Source organism: Cryobacterium fucosi, from assembly GCF_004403515.1.
GTDB classification, from domain to species: domain Bacteria; phylum Actinomycetota; class Actinomycetes; order Actinomycetales; family Microbacteriaceae; genus Cryobacterium; species Cryobacterium fucosi.
In genome coordinates this window covers 1-16,196 of sequence record NZ_SOHH01000073.1, presented here as the reverse complement: position 1 = coordinate 16,196, position 16,196 = coordinate 1, and the positions used below count along the sequence as shown (strand labels likewise).

The 16,196-nt window shown below is 70.2% G+C and carries 13 protein-coding genes; 4 read left to right on the top strand and 9 right to left on the bottom strand.

The features are described from left to right. Positions 1-3: 3 nt before the first annotated feature. Positions 4-870 carry an NmrA family NAD(P)-binding protein gene (locus E3T48_RS10630; protein ID WP_166789696.1) on the bottom strand — a complete coding sequence of 289 codons (867 nt, stop codon included), beginning with the start codon at positions 868-870 and terminating at the stop codon, positions 4-6. 7 nt (positions 871-877) lie between these two features. Continuing rightward, a complete protein-coding gene (locus E3T48_RS10625; RefSeq protein WP_134524033.1) occupies positions 878-1,426 on the bottom strand; it encodes a MarR family winged helix-turn-helix transcriptional regulator in 549 nt (182 codons plus the stop codon). A gap of 276 nt (positions 1,427-1,702) precedes the next feature. Between E3T48_RS10625 and adhP the strand changes: the two genes are divergently transcribed. Continuing rightward, the gene (adhP, locus tag E3T48_RS10620; protein ID WP_134524079.1) at positions 1,703-2,713 is read left to right on the top strand and encodes an alcohol dehydrogenase AdhP; all 1,011 of its coding nucleotides are present in this window, start codon (positions 1,703-1,705) and stop codon (positions 2,711-2,713) included. A 234-nt stretch (positions 2,714-2,947) separates the two neighbouring features. Here adhP and E3T48_RS10615 read toward each other — a convergent pair whose 3' ends face one another. The 5 genes from E3T48_RS10615 to E3T48_RS10595 all read right to left on the bottom strand — a co-directional run bounded on the left by E3T48_RS10615 (position 2,948) and on the right by E3T48_RS10595 (position 10,606). Beyond that, the gene (locus E3T48_RS10615; RefSeq protein WP_134524032.1) at positions 2,948-5,092 is read right to left on the bottom strand and encodes an alpha-galactosidase; all 2,145 of its coding nucleotides are present in this window, start codon (positions 5,090-5,092) and stop codon (positions 2,948-2,950) included. 172 nt (positions 5,093-5,264) lie between these two features. Next, positions 5,265-6,593 carry an ABC transporter substrate-binding protein gene (locus E3T48_RS10610; protein ID WP_198417655.1) on the bottom strand — a complete coding sequence of 443 codons (1,329 nt, stop codon included), beginning with the start codon at positions 6,591-6,593 and terminating at the stop codon, positions 5,265-5,267. Positions 6,594-6,696: 103 nt separating this feature from the next. After that, positions 6,697-7,611, bottom strand: coding sequence for a carbohydrate ABC transporter permease (locus E3T48_RS10605; RefSeq protein WP_134524078.1), 915 nt, complete (start codon positions 7,609-7,611; stop codon positions 6,697-6,699). A gap of 5 nt (positions 7,612-7,616) precedes the next feature. Then, positions 7,617-8,573, bottom strand: coding sequence for a carbohydrate ABC transporter permease (locus E3T48_RS10600; protein WP_134524030.1), 957 nt, complete (start codon positions 8,571-8,573; stop codon positions 7,617-7,619). Continuing rightward, the gene (locus E3T48_RS10595; protein WP_134524029.1) at positions 8,570-10,606 is read right to left on the bottom strand and encodes a beta-galactosidase; all 2,037 of its coding nucleotides are present in this window, start codon (positions 10,604-10,606) and stop codon (positions 8,570-8,572) included. The genes E3T48_RS10600 and E3T48_RS10595 overlap by 4 nt, the downstream gene beginning before the upstream one ends. A gap of 163 nt (positions 10,607-10,769) precedes the next feature. Here E3T48_RS10595 and E3T48_RS10590 point away from each other — a divergent pair, with 163 nt between their 5' ends. From E3T48_RS10590 to E3T48_RS10580, 3 genes are all read left to right on the top strand, one after another. Beyond that, positions 10,770-11,792: a LacI family DNA-binding transcriptional regulator gene (locus E3T48_RS10590; protein ID WP_134524028.1), complete on the top strand. Its 1,023-nt coding sequence runs from the start codon at positions 10,770-10,772 to the stop codon at positions 11,790-11,792. Between the two features lie 49 nt (positions 11,793-11,841). Continuing rightward, positions 11,842-12,117 carry an acylphosphatase gene (locus E3T48_RS10585; RefSeq protein WP_198417654.1) on the top strand — a complete coding sequence of 92 codons (276 nt, stop codon included), beginning with the start codon at positions 11,842-11,844 and terminating at the stop codon, positions 12,115-12,117. 99 nt (positions 12,118-12,216) lie between these two features. Next, positions 12,217-13,044 (top strand): Pr6Pr family membrane protein, encoded by an 828-nt coding sequence (locus E3T48_RS10580; protein ID WP_134524027.1) that lies wholly within the window; start codon positions 12,217-12,219, stop codon positions 13,042-13,044. Between the two features lie 71 nt (positions 13,045-13,115). Here E3T48_RS10580 and E3T48_RS10575 read toward each other — a convergent pair whose 3' ends face one another. Beyond that, positions 13,116-14,537, bottom strand: coding sequence for a flavin monoamine oxidase family protein (locus tag E3T48_RS10575; protein ID WP_166789695.1), 1,422 nt, complete (start codon positions 14,535-14,537; stop codon positions 13,116-13,118). A 305-nt stretch (positions 14,538-14,842) separates the two neighbouring features. Continuing rightward, positions 14,843-16,196 (bottom strand): class I SAM-dependent methyltransferase (locus E3T48_RS10570; protein ID WP_134524025.1); only part of this gene is annotated, 1,354 nt, incomplete at its 5' end.

Here is a 16,196-nt window from a genome sequence, read left to right as displayed (position 1 = left end):
CGACTATTCCCAGAGCGCCCGGTGGTCGATCGCGAATTGCCGGAACGAGGTCGCCGGCGAGCCGGTCAGCCTCCGGATGGCACGGTTCGGGATCGCGGACACCTGGAGTCGCACGATCCGGTAGATCATCTCCTGCACCGCGATGAAGTCCGCGGTCGCGCCGCGGGCCGCGAGCCGCGCACTGTACTCCGAGGCGGTCGGTCGCGCGTAGGTGATGCGGCGACCGAGCACCTCTGAGAGCACGCTCGCGATCTGGTCGTAGGTCAGCGACCGCTCCCCCGAGAGCGTGTAGGCCTTGCCCGGATGCCCCGGCTCGGTGAACACGCGAGCGGCGACCCGGCCGATGTCCCTGGCATCGATGAACGCCGTGTGCGCGCCCGCCGCCGGCAGGTAGATCTCGCTGCGCTCGCGAATGTCGTCCCGGTACACGGTCGACAGATTCTGCATGAAGAAGTTCGGGCGCAGGAACGTATAGGGCGCCTTCCGCTTCCTCAGATGCTCCTCCACGGCGTGGTGCGGCGTGGCGGTGTTGAACTGCACGCCCTGCAGGGAGAGGAACACGATTTGACGGATGCCGTGCTCCAGCGCCACGTCGATCACCGGGAGCAGAGTGTCCTCGACATTCGCGATCGCCGGAGGACGCAGCAGGAACAGCCGGTCGACCCCGGTGAAGGCGCTCGCCCACCCGGACGGAACGCCGAAGTCGAACTCGCGCGGCTCGCTGCCCGGCACGATGGCGGCCCCCGGGGCGCGACCACCGGGCCCAGGGTCACGCACCGCGGAAACGACGCTTTCGCCGGCCGCCACAAGGGCGCCCGCCACCGCCCGCCCCACCGTTCCGGAGGCCCCGGTCACGAGGATGCTGCCCATCAGGTGCTCAATGTTCGTCGCCCGCCGGCCTTCGCCCCGGGTCCGCCGATCTCGGCGCCGGGTTCGGCGCCGCATTCGGCGCCGCATTCGGCGGTTTTGCGACCTTGTTCAGGAGTCGTTCCAGCTCGGCCACTTCGGCCGTGGTCAGGGCGTCGAATCGCGGCGCCAGGGCGGCGACGTACTCCCGCTGAAACGCATCGACCTCCGCGGCGGCGCCCCCCGTCAGACGGATGATCCGGCCCCGGCGGTCGGCGGGATTGACCTCACTGGTGACCAGGCCGTCCACCCGCAGCGCGTCGACGAGCTGGGTCACCGCCCCGCTGGTCACGCCGAGCGCCGCAGCCAGGCCACCGACGCCGACGCCGTCGGCCTGCGACAGCACGAAGAGGAGATCCAGCTGGGACCGGCCCAGCGCCCGGCCCTGGAACGGGTAGCTGCCGCGCGCCGTGAACTCTCGGTTGACCGCGCCGATCGCCGCCAGCACCCGGGCGAGTCCCCGCTGCCGGCTCGTGCCGCTCACCCGGCCGCCGTCCGTGATCCGTGCCTGACCGCCCATGATCCACCGCTTCCGTCCAGTGGATTTAGTTTAGGTGCTAAAGCAATTAGGGCACGGCCAAGCCGGCGCCGCGCGTCGTCAGCCTCGGCAGCAGCGGCACCATCGGTGCCCGCGGCGGCGCCCGCAACGTTGCGCGCAACCTCCCGCAACGCACCGAGACCTAGCCTCGGACCACGGACGAAGACGTTCGTACTAGGGAGTGAAGCAATGACATTGACTGAAACGACCACAGGGGAAGCCGGCAGCCAGACGCCCGGCAGGCTCACCGCCACGACCATGCAGGCCGCCGTGGTCAGGAGCTTCGGCCACGACCTGGCGGTCGAGGATGTCCCGATCCCCACGCCCGGCCATGGCCAAGCCCTCGTGAAACTCATCAGCACCGGCGTCTGCCACACCGACCTGCACGCGGTCGAAGGCGACTGGCCGGTCAAGCCCAGCCCGCCGTTCATCCCCGGCCACGAGGGTGTCGGCACGGTCGTCGCCCTCGGCGAGGGCGTCACGGACCTCTCGGTCGGAGACGTCGTCGGCAACGCCTGGCTCTGGTCGGCGTGCGGCACCTGCGAGTACTGCCAGACCGGCTGGGAAACCCTGTGCGAGCAGCAGCAGAACGGCGGCTACAGCGTGGACGGGTCGTTCGGCCAGTACATGCTGGTCGACTCCCGCTTCGCCGTGCGCATCCCGGACGGCATGGACCTCATCGCCGTCGCCCCGTTGCTCTGCGCGGGCGTCACCGTCTACAAGGGCCTCAAGATGACCGAGGCCAAACCGGGCCAGTGGGTTGTCATCTCCGGCATCGGCGGCCTCGGCCACCTCGCCGTGCAGTACGCGAAGGCCATGGGCCTCCGGGTCGTCGCCGTGGACGTGGCCGACGACAAACTCGCCCTGGCCCGCCTGCACGGCGCGGAACTCACCGTGAACGCGATGAACGAGGATCCGATCGAGGTCATCCAGAGGGAGACCGGCGGAGCCCACGCCGTGCTCGTGACCGCCGTGCACCCGCGGGCGTTCGCGCACGCGATCGGCGAGGTGCGCCGCGGCGGGACGATCGTCTTCAACGGGCTGCCGCCGGGCGACTTCCCGGCGCCCATCTTCGATATCGTGCTCAAGGGGCTGACCATCCGAGGGTCGATCGTCGGCACCCGCAAGGACATGGCGGAGGCGCTGGACTTCTTCACCCGCGGCCTGATCCACCCGACCGTGACCACCCGCGGGCTGGACGAGATCAACGCCGTCCTCGATGAGATGAAGCACGGCAAGATCGACGGCCGCGTGGTGATCACCTACTGACCGGCGCTCGGCAGGAGCGGCGCCGTCCGGGTGGGTTTCCCCGGGCGGCGCCGCTGCGCGCGTGGGGCGCGCGACTCCCCCCGGCGCCTCCCCCGGGCAACTCCCCCCGGGCGAGATCGACCTTTCCGGTCGAAACCGACCCGCGCACCGGTCGGGTTCGACCGGAAAGGTCGATCTCGGCGTGGCGCGGGGAGACGGATGCCGGGCGGCGCCGCTGCGCGCGTGGCGCGCGGGCTACTGCGGCGCCGGCACCACGTCGACCGTGTAGAGCGCGGCCTGCTCCGGGGACAGCAGCGGAGCGGGCAGCCCGATGAGAGCAAGCACCGCGCCGGGGAGGGTGATGCCCCCGGGCGCGAGCCAGCCGGGCGCGAGCCAGCCGGGCGGGGCATCCTGCACCGTGCGCGGAGGGGAACCCAGGGCGAGCGGCGCCACCCGGTAGCTCCGGTCGGGGTCGAGGCCGGGGAAACGGAGCGGCGCGGGCACCGCGGCGCGCGGGGCGGCGAGGGCCACATAGGCGAACACCCCTGAGGAGCGGTCGTCCGAGACGACCCCGTGCAGCTCGAGCGCCGGATCGCTGGCGTCGGCCCGCACGACGGTTCCGGAGTGCAGGAGCGGGCGGAGCGCCTTGTACCTGGCCACCCAGTCCGCGATCGTGTCGAGCTCGTCCTCGTTCGCCTCGGTGAGGTCCCATTCGATGCCGGCGCTGCCGAACAGCGCGGTGGCGAGCCGGAAGCCGAGGTCGGCGGTGCGCCCGGTGGTGTGCGCGGTCGCCGCACCGAGGTGCCCGCCGAGGTATTCCGGAGGCACGAGAACGCCCGTGTAGCGCTGGATCAGCTGCCGTTCGAGCGGGTCGTTGGTGTCGCTGGTCCAGACCCGGTCGACGCGTTCGAGGATGCCGAGGTCGATCCGGGCGCCGCCCGACGCGCAGGACTCGATCTCCACACCGGGGTGCGCGGCTCGCACGGCGTCGATCAGCCGGTAGAGGGCGGCCGTCTGTCGGTGCGCCGAGCCGGCCAGCAGGTCACGATTATGGTCCCACTTGAGGTAGCCGATCGGGTATTCGGTGAGAAGGGCGTCGAGCCGCGCGAGCAGCCAGGCGAAGGCATCCGGGTTGTCGAGGTCGAGCACCCGCTGGAACCGCCAGGTCGGTGAGCCGTCGGTGCCGAGCACCCAGTCCGGATGCTGCCGTGCCAGGTCGGAGTCGAGGCTCACCATCTCGGGTTCCACCCAGAGGCCGAAGTCGAGGCCGGCGCCGCGCACGTGGTCGATCAGAGGATGCAACCCGTCCGGCCAGGCGGCCGCGTCGACGAACCAGTCGCCGAGCGCGCGCCGCTCGTCGGAGCGCCCGGTGAACCAGCCGTCGTCGAGCACGAACCGTTCGACTCCGACCCGTGCCGCCACGTCGGCCAGTCGGGTCAGCGTGGGCAGGTCATGGTCGAAGTAGACCGCCTCCCAGGTGTTGAGCACGACCGGCCGCGGCCGGCCGGCCGGGACCGGTCCGGGCGCACGGAGCGTGGACCAGGAGCGGATCCACGGGTGCAGCCTGGCCGACAGCCCGTCGAGCCCGGCAGCCGAGTACACGGCCACGGTCCACGGGGAGGTGTACATCTCCCCGGCGGCCAGGCTCAGTTCGCCGGGCGCGAGGAGTTCGCTGCCTCCGAGCGTTGCCTGGCCCAGCGGACTTCTCTCGGCCCAGGTGTGCTTGTCGCCGCTCCAGGCCAGGTGGGTGGCCCAGACCTCGCCGGCGCGGAACCCGAACCCGGGCGTGCCGGCAACGGTCAGGAAGGCGTCGTCGTGGCCGGGGCGACCGTGCCGTGACTCGCGGCTCCAGACGCCCTGGCCGAGGATGCTGCGCTGCGGCCGGCGCTCGTGGCTCCAGAGGCCCGTGAAGTCGAGAAGCTCCGCCGCGCGGTCGGGCACCGGCAGGGTGACCCCGAGCGAGCCGAGTTCGAAGGCCGACCCGCCGGAGTTGGTGAGGGTGTGCCGCAGGCGCAGCACACCCTGCACGGAGAGTTCGAGTTCGGTCCGAAGGTCAAGGCCGGCGGCGGCATCCGTCAGCAGGATGGCCAGGGCAAGCGGACCGGACGGACGCACCTCGGCGAGGCGAAACTCGAGCGCGGCCGCGCCTGTGCCGACGCGGAACCCGGTGAGCCCGGGGCGGCCGCTCCAGCCCTCCCTCGGCGTGGGAAGAAGGGACAGCCGGAGCGGGATGTCGACCGAGCTCGGCGGGATGGCCGGTACGGCCGAGTCGGCGACCACGACCAGCTCGGCAGCGGAGAGCGCCCCGAGGTCGCCGCCCCAGTGCACGACGACGGGAACGCCCGTGCCGCGGGCATCCAGCACGATGCTGGTGCCTGCGGCACGCAGTTGGTGGACCATCGTCGGGGCACCCGACACGGCGGTTGTCCGGACAGGGGAACTCACGTGATCTGCTGCTAACTGGTTGTCATTGCGCGAACGGATGGAATGGATGGAACGGGTGGAGCTCGTGAAACGAGTCGGGGTGACCGGCCGCGAGGACCGGCCACCCCGACTCAGTGTCGTTCGGCTGCTACTTGTTGACCGGGATCGACTGCGCCGTCATGGCCGCGATCGTGTTGGCCTGGCCGACCTTCAACGCCTCGGCGAGGGTTCCCTTGCCGCTGACCGCGGCCTTGAAACCGTCTGAGACATCATTGTAGGTCTGGGTCATGGTCGGGCCCCAGACGAAGTCCGGGGAGACCTGGGCGGATGCGATCGCGAACTCGTCGTAGATCGCCTGGTCGCCGTAGAACGGCACGCCTGCCTTGAGCGCGGGCAGTTCGAGGCCGGACTTCGCCGCCGGGTAGAGGTTGGCGGACTTGTTCAGCATCGTGAGCGACTCGTCGGAGGTGTTCAGCCACAGGGCGAACTTCGCGGCCTCGTAGGGGTGCTTGGAACCCTTGAAGACAGCGGTGGACGAACCACCCCAGTTGCCGCTGGCCTTGTCGCCGGCGTTCCACTGCGGAGACTGCGCGACGGCCCACTTGCCCGTGGTGTCCGGGGCGCCGCTGGCGATGGAGTTGGCACCCCAGGCTGCGGAGTTCCAGGTCCAGTTACTGCCGGAGTTGTAGGCGTTGTTCCACTCATCGGTCCACGGCGGGTTCGTCGAGACGAGGTCCCGGTCGATCAGGTCCTGCCAGTAGGCGGCGACCTTGGTCGTGGTCGGGTCGGTCAGGTCGACGGTCCACTTGTCGCCGTCGTTCTTGAACCACTTCCCGCCGGCCTGCCAGACGAACCCGGCGAACTGGTTGATGTCGCTCTGCGAGAAGTTGGTGATGTAGCCGCCGGTGGCGCGCACCTTCTCCGCCGCGGTGGCGAATTCGTCCCAGGTGGTCGGAATCGCGATGTTGTTCGCCGTGAACAGGTCGGCACGGTAGAACATCGCCATGGGGCCGGCGTCCTGCGGGATGGCGTAGACCGACTTGTCCTCGCCGAAGTTCACCTGACCCCAGGTCCAGTCGACGAAGTCGCTCTTGGCGTCGAGCACCCCGTCGCAGGCGGCCAGGTCGGTCAGGCCGTCCTGCACCCGGAAGTTCGGCAGCGCGTCGTATTCGATCTGGCCCAGGTCCGGCGCGTTTCCGGCCTTGAGCTGGTTGAAGAAGTTCTGGTAGGTGCCGCCGTTTCCGTTCGGGCCGGTCTGCACCTTGACCTGGATGTCAGGGTTGGCCTTGTTCCACACCGCGACGGTGTCTTCCATGCCGGGAATCCAGGTGGTGAAGGTCAGGTCGACCTTGCCCTTGGACGGGGCGCAGGCGGCGGCCGCGGTATCCCCAGTGGGGACGGAGGTGGCGCAGGCGGTCAGGGCGACGGACGCCACGGCGAGCAAGGCGACGGCGACTGCTCTTTTCTTCATTCGCATTGTGTTTGTCTTTTCTCTTGGGGGAAGGAATCCGCCTGGGCTGTCCAAGCGGATACTGCTGCGGTGCGGGTGGTGCGGGTGATGCGGGAGGTGACGTTTGGGGCTACTTGACCGAACCGGCGCTGAGGCCGTTCCGCCAGAAGCGCTGGAGGAGAAGGAAGATGATGATCAGCGGGATGATCGACAACAGGGCGCCGATCAGCACGTAGTCGCGCAGAACGGGGATCTGGTTCACCTGGGAGTTCCAGGCGTAGAGACCGAGCGTGACCGGGAACAGGGTCTCGTCACGGAGCATGATCAGCGGTAGGAAGAAGTTGTTCCAGATGGCGACGAACTGGAATAGGAAGACCGTGACCAGGGCGGGCACCATCATCCGCACCGAGACGGTGAAGAACGTGCGCACCTCGCCGGCACCGTCGAGGCGGGCGGCCTCGATCAGCTCGTCCGGCACGCTGGCCGAGGCGTAGATCCGGGCCAGGTACACCCCGAACGGGCTGACCAGGCTCGGCAGGAACACCGACCAGAACGTGTTGGTGAGGCTGATCTGGGAGAAGATCAGGAACAGGGGCAGGGCGAGGGCCGTGGCGGGAACGAGCACCCCGCCGAGCACGACGTTGAAGATGAGTTCGCGGCCGGGGAACCGGTACTTGGCGAGGGCGTAGCCGCACATTCCGGCGATGAGGGTGCCGATGAAGGCGCCGCCGCCGGCGTAGAGCGCGCTGTTGAGCATCCACTTGAGGTAGACGCCGTCGCGGTAGGCCACGAGATTGCCGATGTTCTCGAACAACGAGAAGTCGGCGAACCAGAGCGGGTTGGTGGTGTTGAACTGGGCGCGGTTCTTCGACGCCGCCACCAGGAGCCACCAGATCGGCACCAGGAAGTAGAGCGTGAACACGCCCATCACGATCAGGGCGCCGCCGCGGGCGAACGGGCTCTCACGCTGTGCGCGGGGTACCTGCGGCGACTTCGACTGCGCCGGGCGGATGCCGCGCCTGGGCTGCGCGGGGGCGGGAATCATGGTGCTCACTTGGCTTCCTTCCGCTGGGTGAACTTCAGGAATGTGAAGGACAGGATGAACGTGGCCAGGGCCAGCACGACCGAGAAGGCCGCCGCGAGGTTCACGTTCGGAATCGACGAGGTCGTGTACACGGTGAGGTTCGGCGTGAAGGTGCTCGTCACCGCGGAACTGAAGCTGCGGAACACCTGCGGTTCGGCGAGCAACTGCAGGGTGCCGATGATCGAGAAGATCGCGGTGAGCACGATCGCCGGCATGATCAGCGGGATCTTGACCGACCAGGCGATCCGCAACTGACCGGCCCCGTCGAGGCGGGCGGCCTCGTAGAGTTCGGTCGGGATGGCGAGCAGGGCCGAGTAGATGATGAGCATGTTGTAGCCCACGTAGACCCAGGTGACCACGTTGGCGATCGACCAGAGCACGAGGTCGGCCGAGAGGAAATCGATGTTCTCGGTGAGGGCGCGAAACGGCGACAGGTTCGGCGAGTAGAGGTAGCCCCACATGATCGCCGCGATGACGCCCGGCACCGCGTACGGCACGAAGAACGCCAGCCGGAAAAAGCGCTTGCCGCGCAGCAGCGGCGAGTCGAGCAGCAGTGCGAACAACAGCGCCAGGCCGAGCATGATCGGAACCTGCACGACGCCGAACGCGAGCACCCGGCCGATCGACTGCCAGAACGGCCCGTTCTGGAAGACCAGGACGTACTGGCTGAGGCCGCCGAACACCTCGGTGGCGGCGCCGAAGGTGCCCTCCCGCTTGATCACCAGGAGCGATTCGTAGATCGCGTATCCGATCGGCACCAGGTAGAAGAGTCCGAAGAGGATGCCGAACGGGAGCACGAAGGCGAGGATCGCCCCGGGGTGCGCCACCCGCACCTTCGGCGCGCGCGGCCTCCTGGCCCTGAACCTGGATGGCCGGGCGGCGCTGCCCTGGGCATCCGTTAGCGAAGCGGCGGGTGCGCTCATGATGCGGTGTCCTCTCTGATGACGCGGACGGCGCCGGCCGGAACGCGCACGACGCGGCCGACCGGTTCACCGGTGATGAGTTCGTGGCCGTCGGCCGGCAGGGTGAGTTCCTCGGAGCCGTGGTTGATGATGAACAGGTAGCTCGCGGTGGCGCTCGCCCGGCGCACGACCTCGACCGTGCCGTCGCTCTCCGGGCCGACCGCGGTGACCCTGGCCTGCTGCGCGACCGTGCGCATCAGGTCACGCAGCGCCCCTGCCTCGAGGGCGGTCGCCAGGTACCAGGCCGTGCCGGCGCCGTGCGCGTTGCGGGTGACGGCCGGGATGCCCGGCAGCGGGCCGTTCAGGTAACGGGCGATCACCTCGGCGCCGGTCGGGCGGAGCCGTTCGGTCCACAGGCTCGCGGCGGCGCCCGTGTCGAGGGCGACCCGGTGGCCCGGCGCGAGGGGGGAGAATTCTTCGACGGTGATGCCGAGCAGCTCGCGGAAGGCTCCGGGGTAGCCGCCCGGGCGCACCCGGTCGTCCTCGTCGACGATGCCGCTGAAGAAGGTGACCACGGCGTGGCCGCCGGCCGCGACGTAGTCGGTGAGAGTGGCGGCCTGCAGGTCGGTGACGAGGTAGAGGGCCGGGGCGACGACGAGGCGGTAGCCGGAGAGGTCCGCATCCGGGGAGACGACGTCGACCGTGATGCCCAGCTCGCGCAGTGCGGTGTAGGCGGCAAGCACCTGATCGAGGTAGCGCACCTCGTGCGAGGGCCGGGACTCGCCGTCGCCGGCCCACTGCGCCTGCCAGCTGAAGATGATCGCGGCATCCGCCACGACCGTGGTGCCGGCCAGCTCGCCCAGCCGGCCGATGGCGGCGCCCAGGTCGACCACGTCGCGCCAGAGTTCGGTGTCGGTGCCGGCGTGGGGCACCAGCGCGGAGTGGAACTTCTCCGAGCCCTGCAGGGAGGCGCGCCACTGGAAGTAGCAGACCGCGTCGGCGCCGCGGGCAACGTGGGTGAGGGAGTTGCGGGCCATCTCCCCCGGCGTCTTCGCCAGGTTCACCGGCTGCCAGTTGACCGCCCCGGTGGAGTGCTCCATCAGCAGCCAGGGTGCACCCCCGGCGAGACCGCGGCTGAGGTCGGCGGCGAACGCCAGCTCGGTGGTGGGGTCGGCCAGCCGGTGGTCGAGGTAGTGATCATTGGCGACGATGTCGACCGCGGGTGCCCAGGACCAGTAGTCGAGGTTCTTGATGTGGGCGGCCACCATGAAATTCGTGGTCACCGGCACGCTGCTGTGCCGGCGGAGCACCGCGGTCTCGCTGCGGTAGTAGGCGAGCAGTTCGTCGGAGCAGAACCGGTGGAAGTCGAGGGCGTGACCGGGGTTGCGGCTGGAGAGGGTGAGCCGTGGGGTCTGGATCTCGTTCCACTGGCCGTAGCGCTGGCTCCAGAACGAGGTGCCCCAGGCTGCGTTCAGCGCGTCGATCGTGCCGTACCGGGCCTGCAGCCAGGTGCGGAACGCGGCCGCGGTGTCGTCGCAGTAGCAGAGCGAGTTGTGGCAGCCGAGCTCATTGGACACGTGCCAGAGCGCGATCGCCGGGTGCCGGCCGTAGCGTTCGGCGACCTTCTCGACCAGGGCGATGGCCCGTTCGCGGAACACCGCTGAGCTCGGGCACCACGCCTGGCGGCCGCCGGGGTAGCGGGTGGTGCCGTCTTCGGTCATCGGGAGGATCTCGGGGTGGAGGGTGGTCAGCCACGGCGGCGGCGACGAGGTGCCGGTGCCGAGGTTCACCCGGATGCCGCCGGCGTGCAGCAGCTCGATGATCGAGTCGAGGGCGGTGAAGTCGTACTCCCCCGGCCGGGGTTCGAGCTGGGACCAGCCGAAGATGTTGATGGCGACCAGGTCGACGCCGGCCTCCTGCATGAGCGCGACGTCTTCCACCCAGACCTCGGGGCTCCACTGCTCCGGGTTGTAGTCACAGCCGAAGGCGATGCCGTCGTGCGCGAACGGCGTGGTCGGGACCGAGCGCTCGGTGATTGCTGCTCGCGAGTTCATGTGCTCCCTGACCGTGCTTCAGTGACTTCGTTACGACTCTGTGAACGTGCACAGTTCGGGGAGTGAAAGCCCTCCGTTGAGGTTCTGTGAACGTACACAGACTATGGAGCGGCGCGCGCCCCTGTCAAGCGGATTCCGGAAAAACGGGGGCTACAGTTATCGAATGGTGACCGTTCCGGCTCGACGCAAGCGTGCGACCATCCACGACGTCGCCGTGGAGGCCGGGGTGTCCCGCGGCACAGTGAGCCGGGTCGTCAACCACGAACCGTACGTCTCGGCGGAGGCCCGCGCAGCGATCGAGGCCGCGATCGAGAAGGTCGGCTATGTGCCGAACAACGCCGCCCGCAACCTGGTCATGCAGCGCTCTCAGGCGGTCGGATTCATCGTGCACGAGCCGCACTCCCTGTTCCTGGATGACCCGAACATCGGCGGCATCCTGCTCGGCGCCAACACCGTGCTCTCCCGGGCCGACTACCAGATGGTCAGCCTTGTCATCGATTCCCAGCGCGACACCGACCGGGTTGCCCGCTACCTGAGCGGCGGCTTCGTCGACGGGGTCATCATCGTCTCGGCCCGCCATGAGGATCCGATGATCCGGGTCGTGGAGAAACTGGCGCTGCCTGCCGCCTTCGTCGGGCACCCGCCCGACCTGCGCCGGCTCCCGTTCGTGGGCATCGACAACCGCCGTTCCGCGCGCGCGATCACCGAGCGGTTGATCGGAACGGGGCGGAGCCGAATCGGCATGATCGCGGCGGCGCTCGACCGCGACTCCGGCGCCGACCGCCTGGCCGGCTTCACGGATGCCCTGGGCTCCCGCTTCGAACCGAACCTCGTGGCGCGCGTTCCGCTGTACACCTACTCCGACGGGGCGGAAGGCATGCGGGCACTGCTGGCCCGCGACCCCGGCATCGACGGCGTGTTCGCGGCCTCCGACGCGGTGGCGGCCGGAGCGCTCGAGGCCCTGCGCGACGCGGGGCGAAGCGTGCCGGGCGACGTCGGCATCGTCGGCTTCGACGACAGCACCTGGGCGCTCCGCACCCAGCCGCACCTGTCCACGGTGCACCAGCCGGCCTTCGGCCTCGGCGCCGCGGCGGCCGAGTGCGTGCTCGGCCAGCTGCGCGGCGAGGAGCAGCCGGCCGACGGCATCCTGCTGGACACCCCCATCGTCTGGCGCGACTCCGCCTGATCGCCCGGGTGCGCTGCCGCTCCGGGCCGAACCGGGCCACACTGGGACCATGAAACGGATGCGCACACTCGCCGTGGTCCGCGGTGTCGTGCAGGCCGTGGGGTTCCGGTACTACGCGCAGGCCGAGGCAGGCCGGCTCGGCCTGACCGGTTTCGTGCGCAATCGCCGCGACGGCGCCGTCGAGGTGGAGGCGGAGGGCGACCCGGCGGCCGTGTCGGCCATGCTGGCCTGGCTCGCGCACGGTCCGCCGTCGGCCGTGGTCGACTCCGTCGAGACCTCGGAGCTGGAGCCGCTGGGCGAGGCCGGGTTCCGTATCGATTTCTGAGCCGGCCGCCTCCCGTGTGTCCCGGAGCGCGCCCGCTTGTGCGTTTCCACCCCCGGCCGGGGTCAGAAGGCATCCGGGATGCTGGCGTAGCGTGGAGGCATGTGCGCGCGAGCATCCGAACCCGCTCGGACGAAGACCACGGCGCGCGAAATCCACGCAGTGCCGCGGGTGTTCGTCACGCCCGCACGCCGGGCGCCGGGGGAACCGCTCGCGGTCGGGCACCTGGCCGCCGCCCGGATGCGCACCAGAGCCCGGTTCAGCGTGCGCCGGACCTACTACGGCGTCGGCCGGGTGCTGCTCGCGGTGGCCGGCGTCATCGCCCTTCTCGGCTATTTCGACTACGTTCTCGGTTTCGCCACCTTCGCGGTCTACAACTACTTCAGCTACTTCACGGTCCTCAGCGGCATGGCGGCGGTCGTCGCGTTCGTCGCCGGCGCCATCGTCGCGTTCACCCGGGCGGTGGACCCGGTCTGGCTGGACTGGTTCCGGCTGCTGGTCACGACCTACATCATCGTGTCCGGGATCGTCTTCCTGACCATCGTGATCCAGTCCTCGTCGCGGGACTACACGATCGAGGTGCCCTGGTCCAGCCAACTGCTGCACTTCTGGATCCCCGGTATCGCCCTGCTCGACTGGTTGACGGATGCCGGAAAGGCCCGCCTGCCCTGGACGGCCACCGCCTGGGTGATGCTCGTGCCCGGCCTCTGGGGCGCGTTCACCCTCGTGCGCGGCGGGCTCGTCGGCTGGTACCCCTACTTCTTCCTCGACCCGGCCCAGGTCAGCGGACCGCTCGAAACCCTGCTCTACAGCCTGGTCGCGGTGGTGCTGTTCACCGGGATCGCGGCCGTGCTCACGGCCACGTCGCGGCTCCCGCCGCAGCCGTGGCGGCGCGCCGCGCCGGCCCGGAGCGGCTCCGAACTGCCCTGACCCGACCTGCCCGGAACAGAACCGGGCGGCGGCGCGACCTGCCGTGCACCGCCCGGTCAGATCGGGTTCGGCTACTTCGGAGTCGGCACGGGAGCGAGGAAGGGCTCCAGGCTGTCCAGGGCCGCGGCGAGGAACTCGTCGTCGTCGACCTCGGCGAGACGGAGGGCGCTCTCGGCCGCCACCAGTCCCATCAGCACGGGCTCGCCGGTGAGCGGCACCATATTTATCCAGACCTTGAAGTCGCCGTTGCCGCCGACCGTCGTCCAGAGCGGCGCCGCGGTGTCCCAGAACGGTTGGTCGAACTGCAGCCAGACCTTGTCAAGCGTGCCCACCCCGATCGCCGCGATCGCGCCGCGGTGGGCGAACGGCAGCGGAGGGTCGAACTCCATCACCTTGGTCTTCAGCACGCCGAGCGGAATAGTGACCACGACCCGGTCCGCGCCGAGCGATTCGCCGTTGCCGAGGCGCAGGCTGACGCCGTCGTCCGAGTAGGCCAGCCGGGTGACCACGCTGGAGTCGAGCAGGTCGATGCCGTCGGCGGCATCCTTGACCAGGGTCGAGAAGCCGCCGAGCACGATCCGGTCGTCGTCGGCGCCCGGATCGGTCGAGGTGTACCAGGCGGACTGCGAGTCGACGGATGCGCCCGCGTTCAGGTCGAGGACGGCAGCCATCTCGTGGTCGAGCCAGTCGGTGTCGGAGATGCCGGTGTCGGCATCCGTCGTCGACAGCTTCGATGCGCCCGAATCGGCGAGGGCCCTGGCGATGGACACGTCGGCGGGCTGCTCCACCGCCCAGGCCAGGGCGGCCGCGACGGCCTTGGGCCCGGTGTCGGGCACGGGGACGACCAGGCCGGCCGGGGTGCGGGTCTCGGTCGTGCGCGCGAACGGCGCCGTTGCGACGCCGAGCCGGATCAGTTCCTCGTCGAGCGAGGTCTGCCCGCTGTGCCGCACGAAGGAAGGGCCGAGTTCGATCGGGAACGGCCACTTCTTGTCGGTGACCGTGTTGATACGGCCGCCGATGCGGTCGCGGGCCTCGACCACGACCACGTCGAAGCCGGCGTCCTGCAGGGCGCGCGCCGCGGACAGCCCGGCGATGCCGGCGCCGATCACGGCGATCCGCTCGCCGGCCGTGGCCGCCGCGCCCACCTCACGGGCGGCGCGCAGACCGGATTCGCGGGCGCCCTGGACGGTGCCGGGGAAGTCGGGCGAGGTGGCCTCGCCGGCGAAGAACAGGCGGTCCTGCACCGGCTGGCTGAGCGCGTCCCGCTGCTCGGGGGTGGCGCCGACCGTGGGGAAGCTGAAGGAGCCGCGCGCGAACGGGTCGGCCGACCAGGAGGTGCGACGCATCATCGCCGGCTTCGGCACGAGCGAGGCGGTCGGCGACGGCTTGGGGGTGAGCGTGGTCGACGGCGTCGGGCTCGGAGGCACGCAGGCGGTGAGCGCCAGCACGGAGAGCCCGGAGACCGAGCCGATCAGGAAGGTTCGACGTTTCATTGCGGTGACCATGCCAATGCTGACACGGACGCTCTCCTCTCCGAGCCGGCCGGTGTGGTTGCTCCCAAACTACCGCAGCCGCCCGCCGATCCGCCGACCGCTGGTGTTCGCGGCTCCGCGCGGCACGGGCGCGGCGGCGCGGCACGGGCGCGGACGCGTTGGCGCGGACGCACGGCATCCGCCGGGATGGAGATTCTCGCGACACGCCGCATTTCCTGCCCGAACACCGCGGTGAGTCACAGATTCTCCTCCCGCACCGCCGCGCCCTCACCGGATGCCCGCACCGAGTTCAGGCGGGCAGGAGGTCAAACCGGCAGGAGCAGGAAGCCGTCGTCGATGAGACCGCGCACGCTGGGCAGGATTTCGGCGGCGAGGTCGCTCTCGTCGGCATCGAGCAGTTGCGCGAGCGCGGACACGATCGATCCAACATCGAGGTCGCCGTCACAGGCGCCGACGAGGGCTGCGAGCGCCGTGTCCAGCGGCACCGACCGGCCGAATCCGCCGCCCTGGTGCAGGGTCATCAGCGTCGGATCCTCCTGGCCCGGCCAGTAGTGGCGCTCCTCGGTGACGTCGGATGCCACGGTGAGTCGCATCCGGGAGAGGAGGCCGTCATCCGTCGCGGCCTGCCGGTCGTGCGCGGCCAGGCACGCCGCCAGGTGGCTGCCGATGCCTGCCGGGTTGTGGCCGAGCGCGCCGGGCAGCCGCTCGAGCCGGCGGAGGACGGCTTCGGCGGCGGCGGGGCGGCGGAGCAGTAGGTAGCCGAAGCCGACCCGGCTGACGCCGCGCGCCTCGAAGTCGTCCAGCCAGGCGGAGTAGAGCCGGTCGAAGTCGGCCGTGGCCGGCCGGGTTCCGCCGTCCCGGATCCAGGTCTCGGCATAGAGCGCGGGCGACTGCACCTCGCGTTCGATGATCCACGCGTGGAGGGCGGGGCCGGGCTGCGGTTCGTGGGCGGGGCCGGGCTGCGGTTCGTCGAGCCAGTGGCCGAGGCGGTCGAAGGCGTCCTGGTCGGTCCGGTATTCCCAGTTGCCGAGCAGCTGCGCGACGCCGCCGGGCGTGAGATGGTCGGCCGCACCGCGCACGACCGCTTCGACGAGGGCATCGCCGACCATGCCGCCGTCGCGGTACTCGTAGCTGGGAACGCCGGGGGTGCGCGGGGTGATCACGAACGGCGGATTGGAGATGATGTGGTCGAAGCGCTCCCCCGCGACCGGTTCGAACAGGCTGCCGAGCCGGAATTCGATGTTCCGGATGCCGTTCAGCCGCGCGTTCAGAGCGGCCAGTTCGAGGGCGCGCGCCGAGATGTCGGTTGCGACGACTCGGTCGGCGTGGCGGGCGGCGTGCATGGCCTGGATTCCGCAGCCCGTGCCGAGGTCGAGCGCGGCCTGGACGCGGGTGGGGATCAGTAGCCCGCTCAGGGTGAGGGATGCCCCGCCGACGCCGAGCACGTGCGTCTCGCCGAGCGGGCGGCCGAGCGCGAGCTCGCCAAGGTCGGAGGCGATCCACCAGCTGCCGGCACCGTGCTCGTCGACGAAGCTGTAGGGCCGCAGTTCGAGCAGCGGCCGGAGTGGCGAGCCGGCGTCGGGCGTGTCGTGCGCCCAGGGCGTGTCGGGCGTCGCGCCCGTGCCGGGCGTCGCGCCCGTGTCGCCGCCGGCCGTGTCG

Coding starts and splice junctions, on each gene's coding strand:
- E3T48_RS10630 (WP_166789696.1), bottom strand. CDS start 870: ATGGGCAGCATCCTCGTGACCGGGGCCTCCGGAACGGTGGGGCGGGCG.
- E3T48_RS10625 (WP_134524033.1), bottom strand. CDS start 1,426: ATGGGCGGTCAGGCACGGATCACGGACGGCGGCCGGGTGAGCGGCACG.
- adhP (WP_134524079.1), top strand. CDS start 1,703: ATGCAGGCCGCCGTGGTCAGGAGCTTCGGCCACGACCTGGCGGTCGAG.
- E3T48_RS10615 (WP_134524032.1), bottom strand. CDS start 5,092: ATGGTCCACCAACTGCGTGCCGCAGGCACCAGCATCGTGCTGGATGCC.
- E3T48_RS10610 (WP_198417655.1), bottom strand. CDS start 6,593: ATGCGAATGAAGAAAAGAGCAGTCGCCGTCGCCTTGCTCGCCGTGGCG.
- E3T48_RS10605 (WP_134524078.1), bottom strand. CDS start 7,611: ATGATTCCCGCCCCCGCGCAGCCCAGGCGCGGCATCCGCCCGGCGCAG.
- E3T48_RS10600 (WP_134524030.1), bottom strand. CDS start 8,573: ATGAGCGCACCCGCCGCTTCGCTAACGGATGCCCAGGGCAGCGCCGCC.
- E3T48_RS10595 (WP_134524029.1), bottom strand. CDS start 10,606: ATGAACTCGCGAGCAGCAATCACCGAGCGCTCGGTCCCGACCACGCCG.
- E3T48_RS10590 (WP_134524028.1), top strand. CDS start 10,770: ATGGTGACCGTTCCGGCTCGACGCAAGCGTGCGACCATCCACGACGTC.
- E3T48_RS10585 (WP_198417654.1), top strand. CDS start 11,842: ATGAAACGGATGCGCACACTCGCCGTGGTCCGCGGTGTCGTGCAGGCC.
- E3T48_RS10580 (WP_134524027.1), top strand. CDS start 12,217: ATGTGCGCGCGAGCATCCGAACCCGCTCGGACGAAGACCACGGCGCGC.
- E3T48_RS10575 (WP_166789695.1), bottom strand. CDS start 14,537: ATGAAACGTCGAACCTTCCTGATCGGCTCGGTCTCCGGGCTCTCCGTG.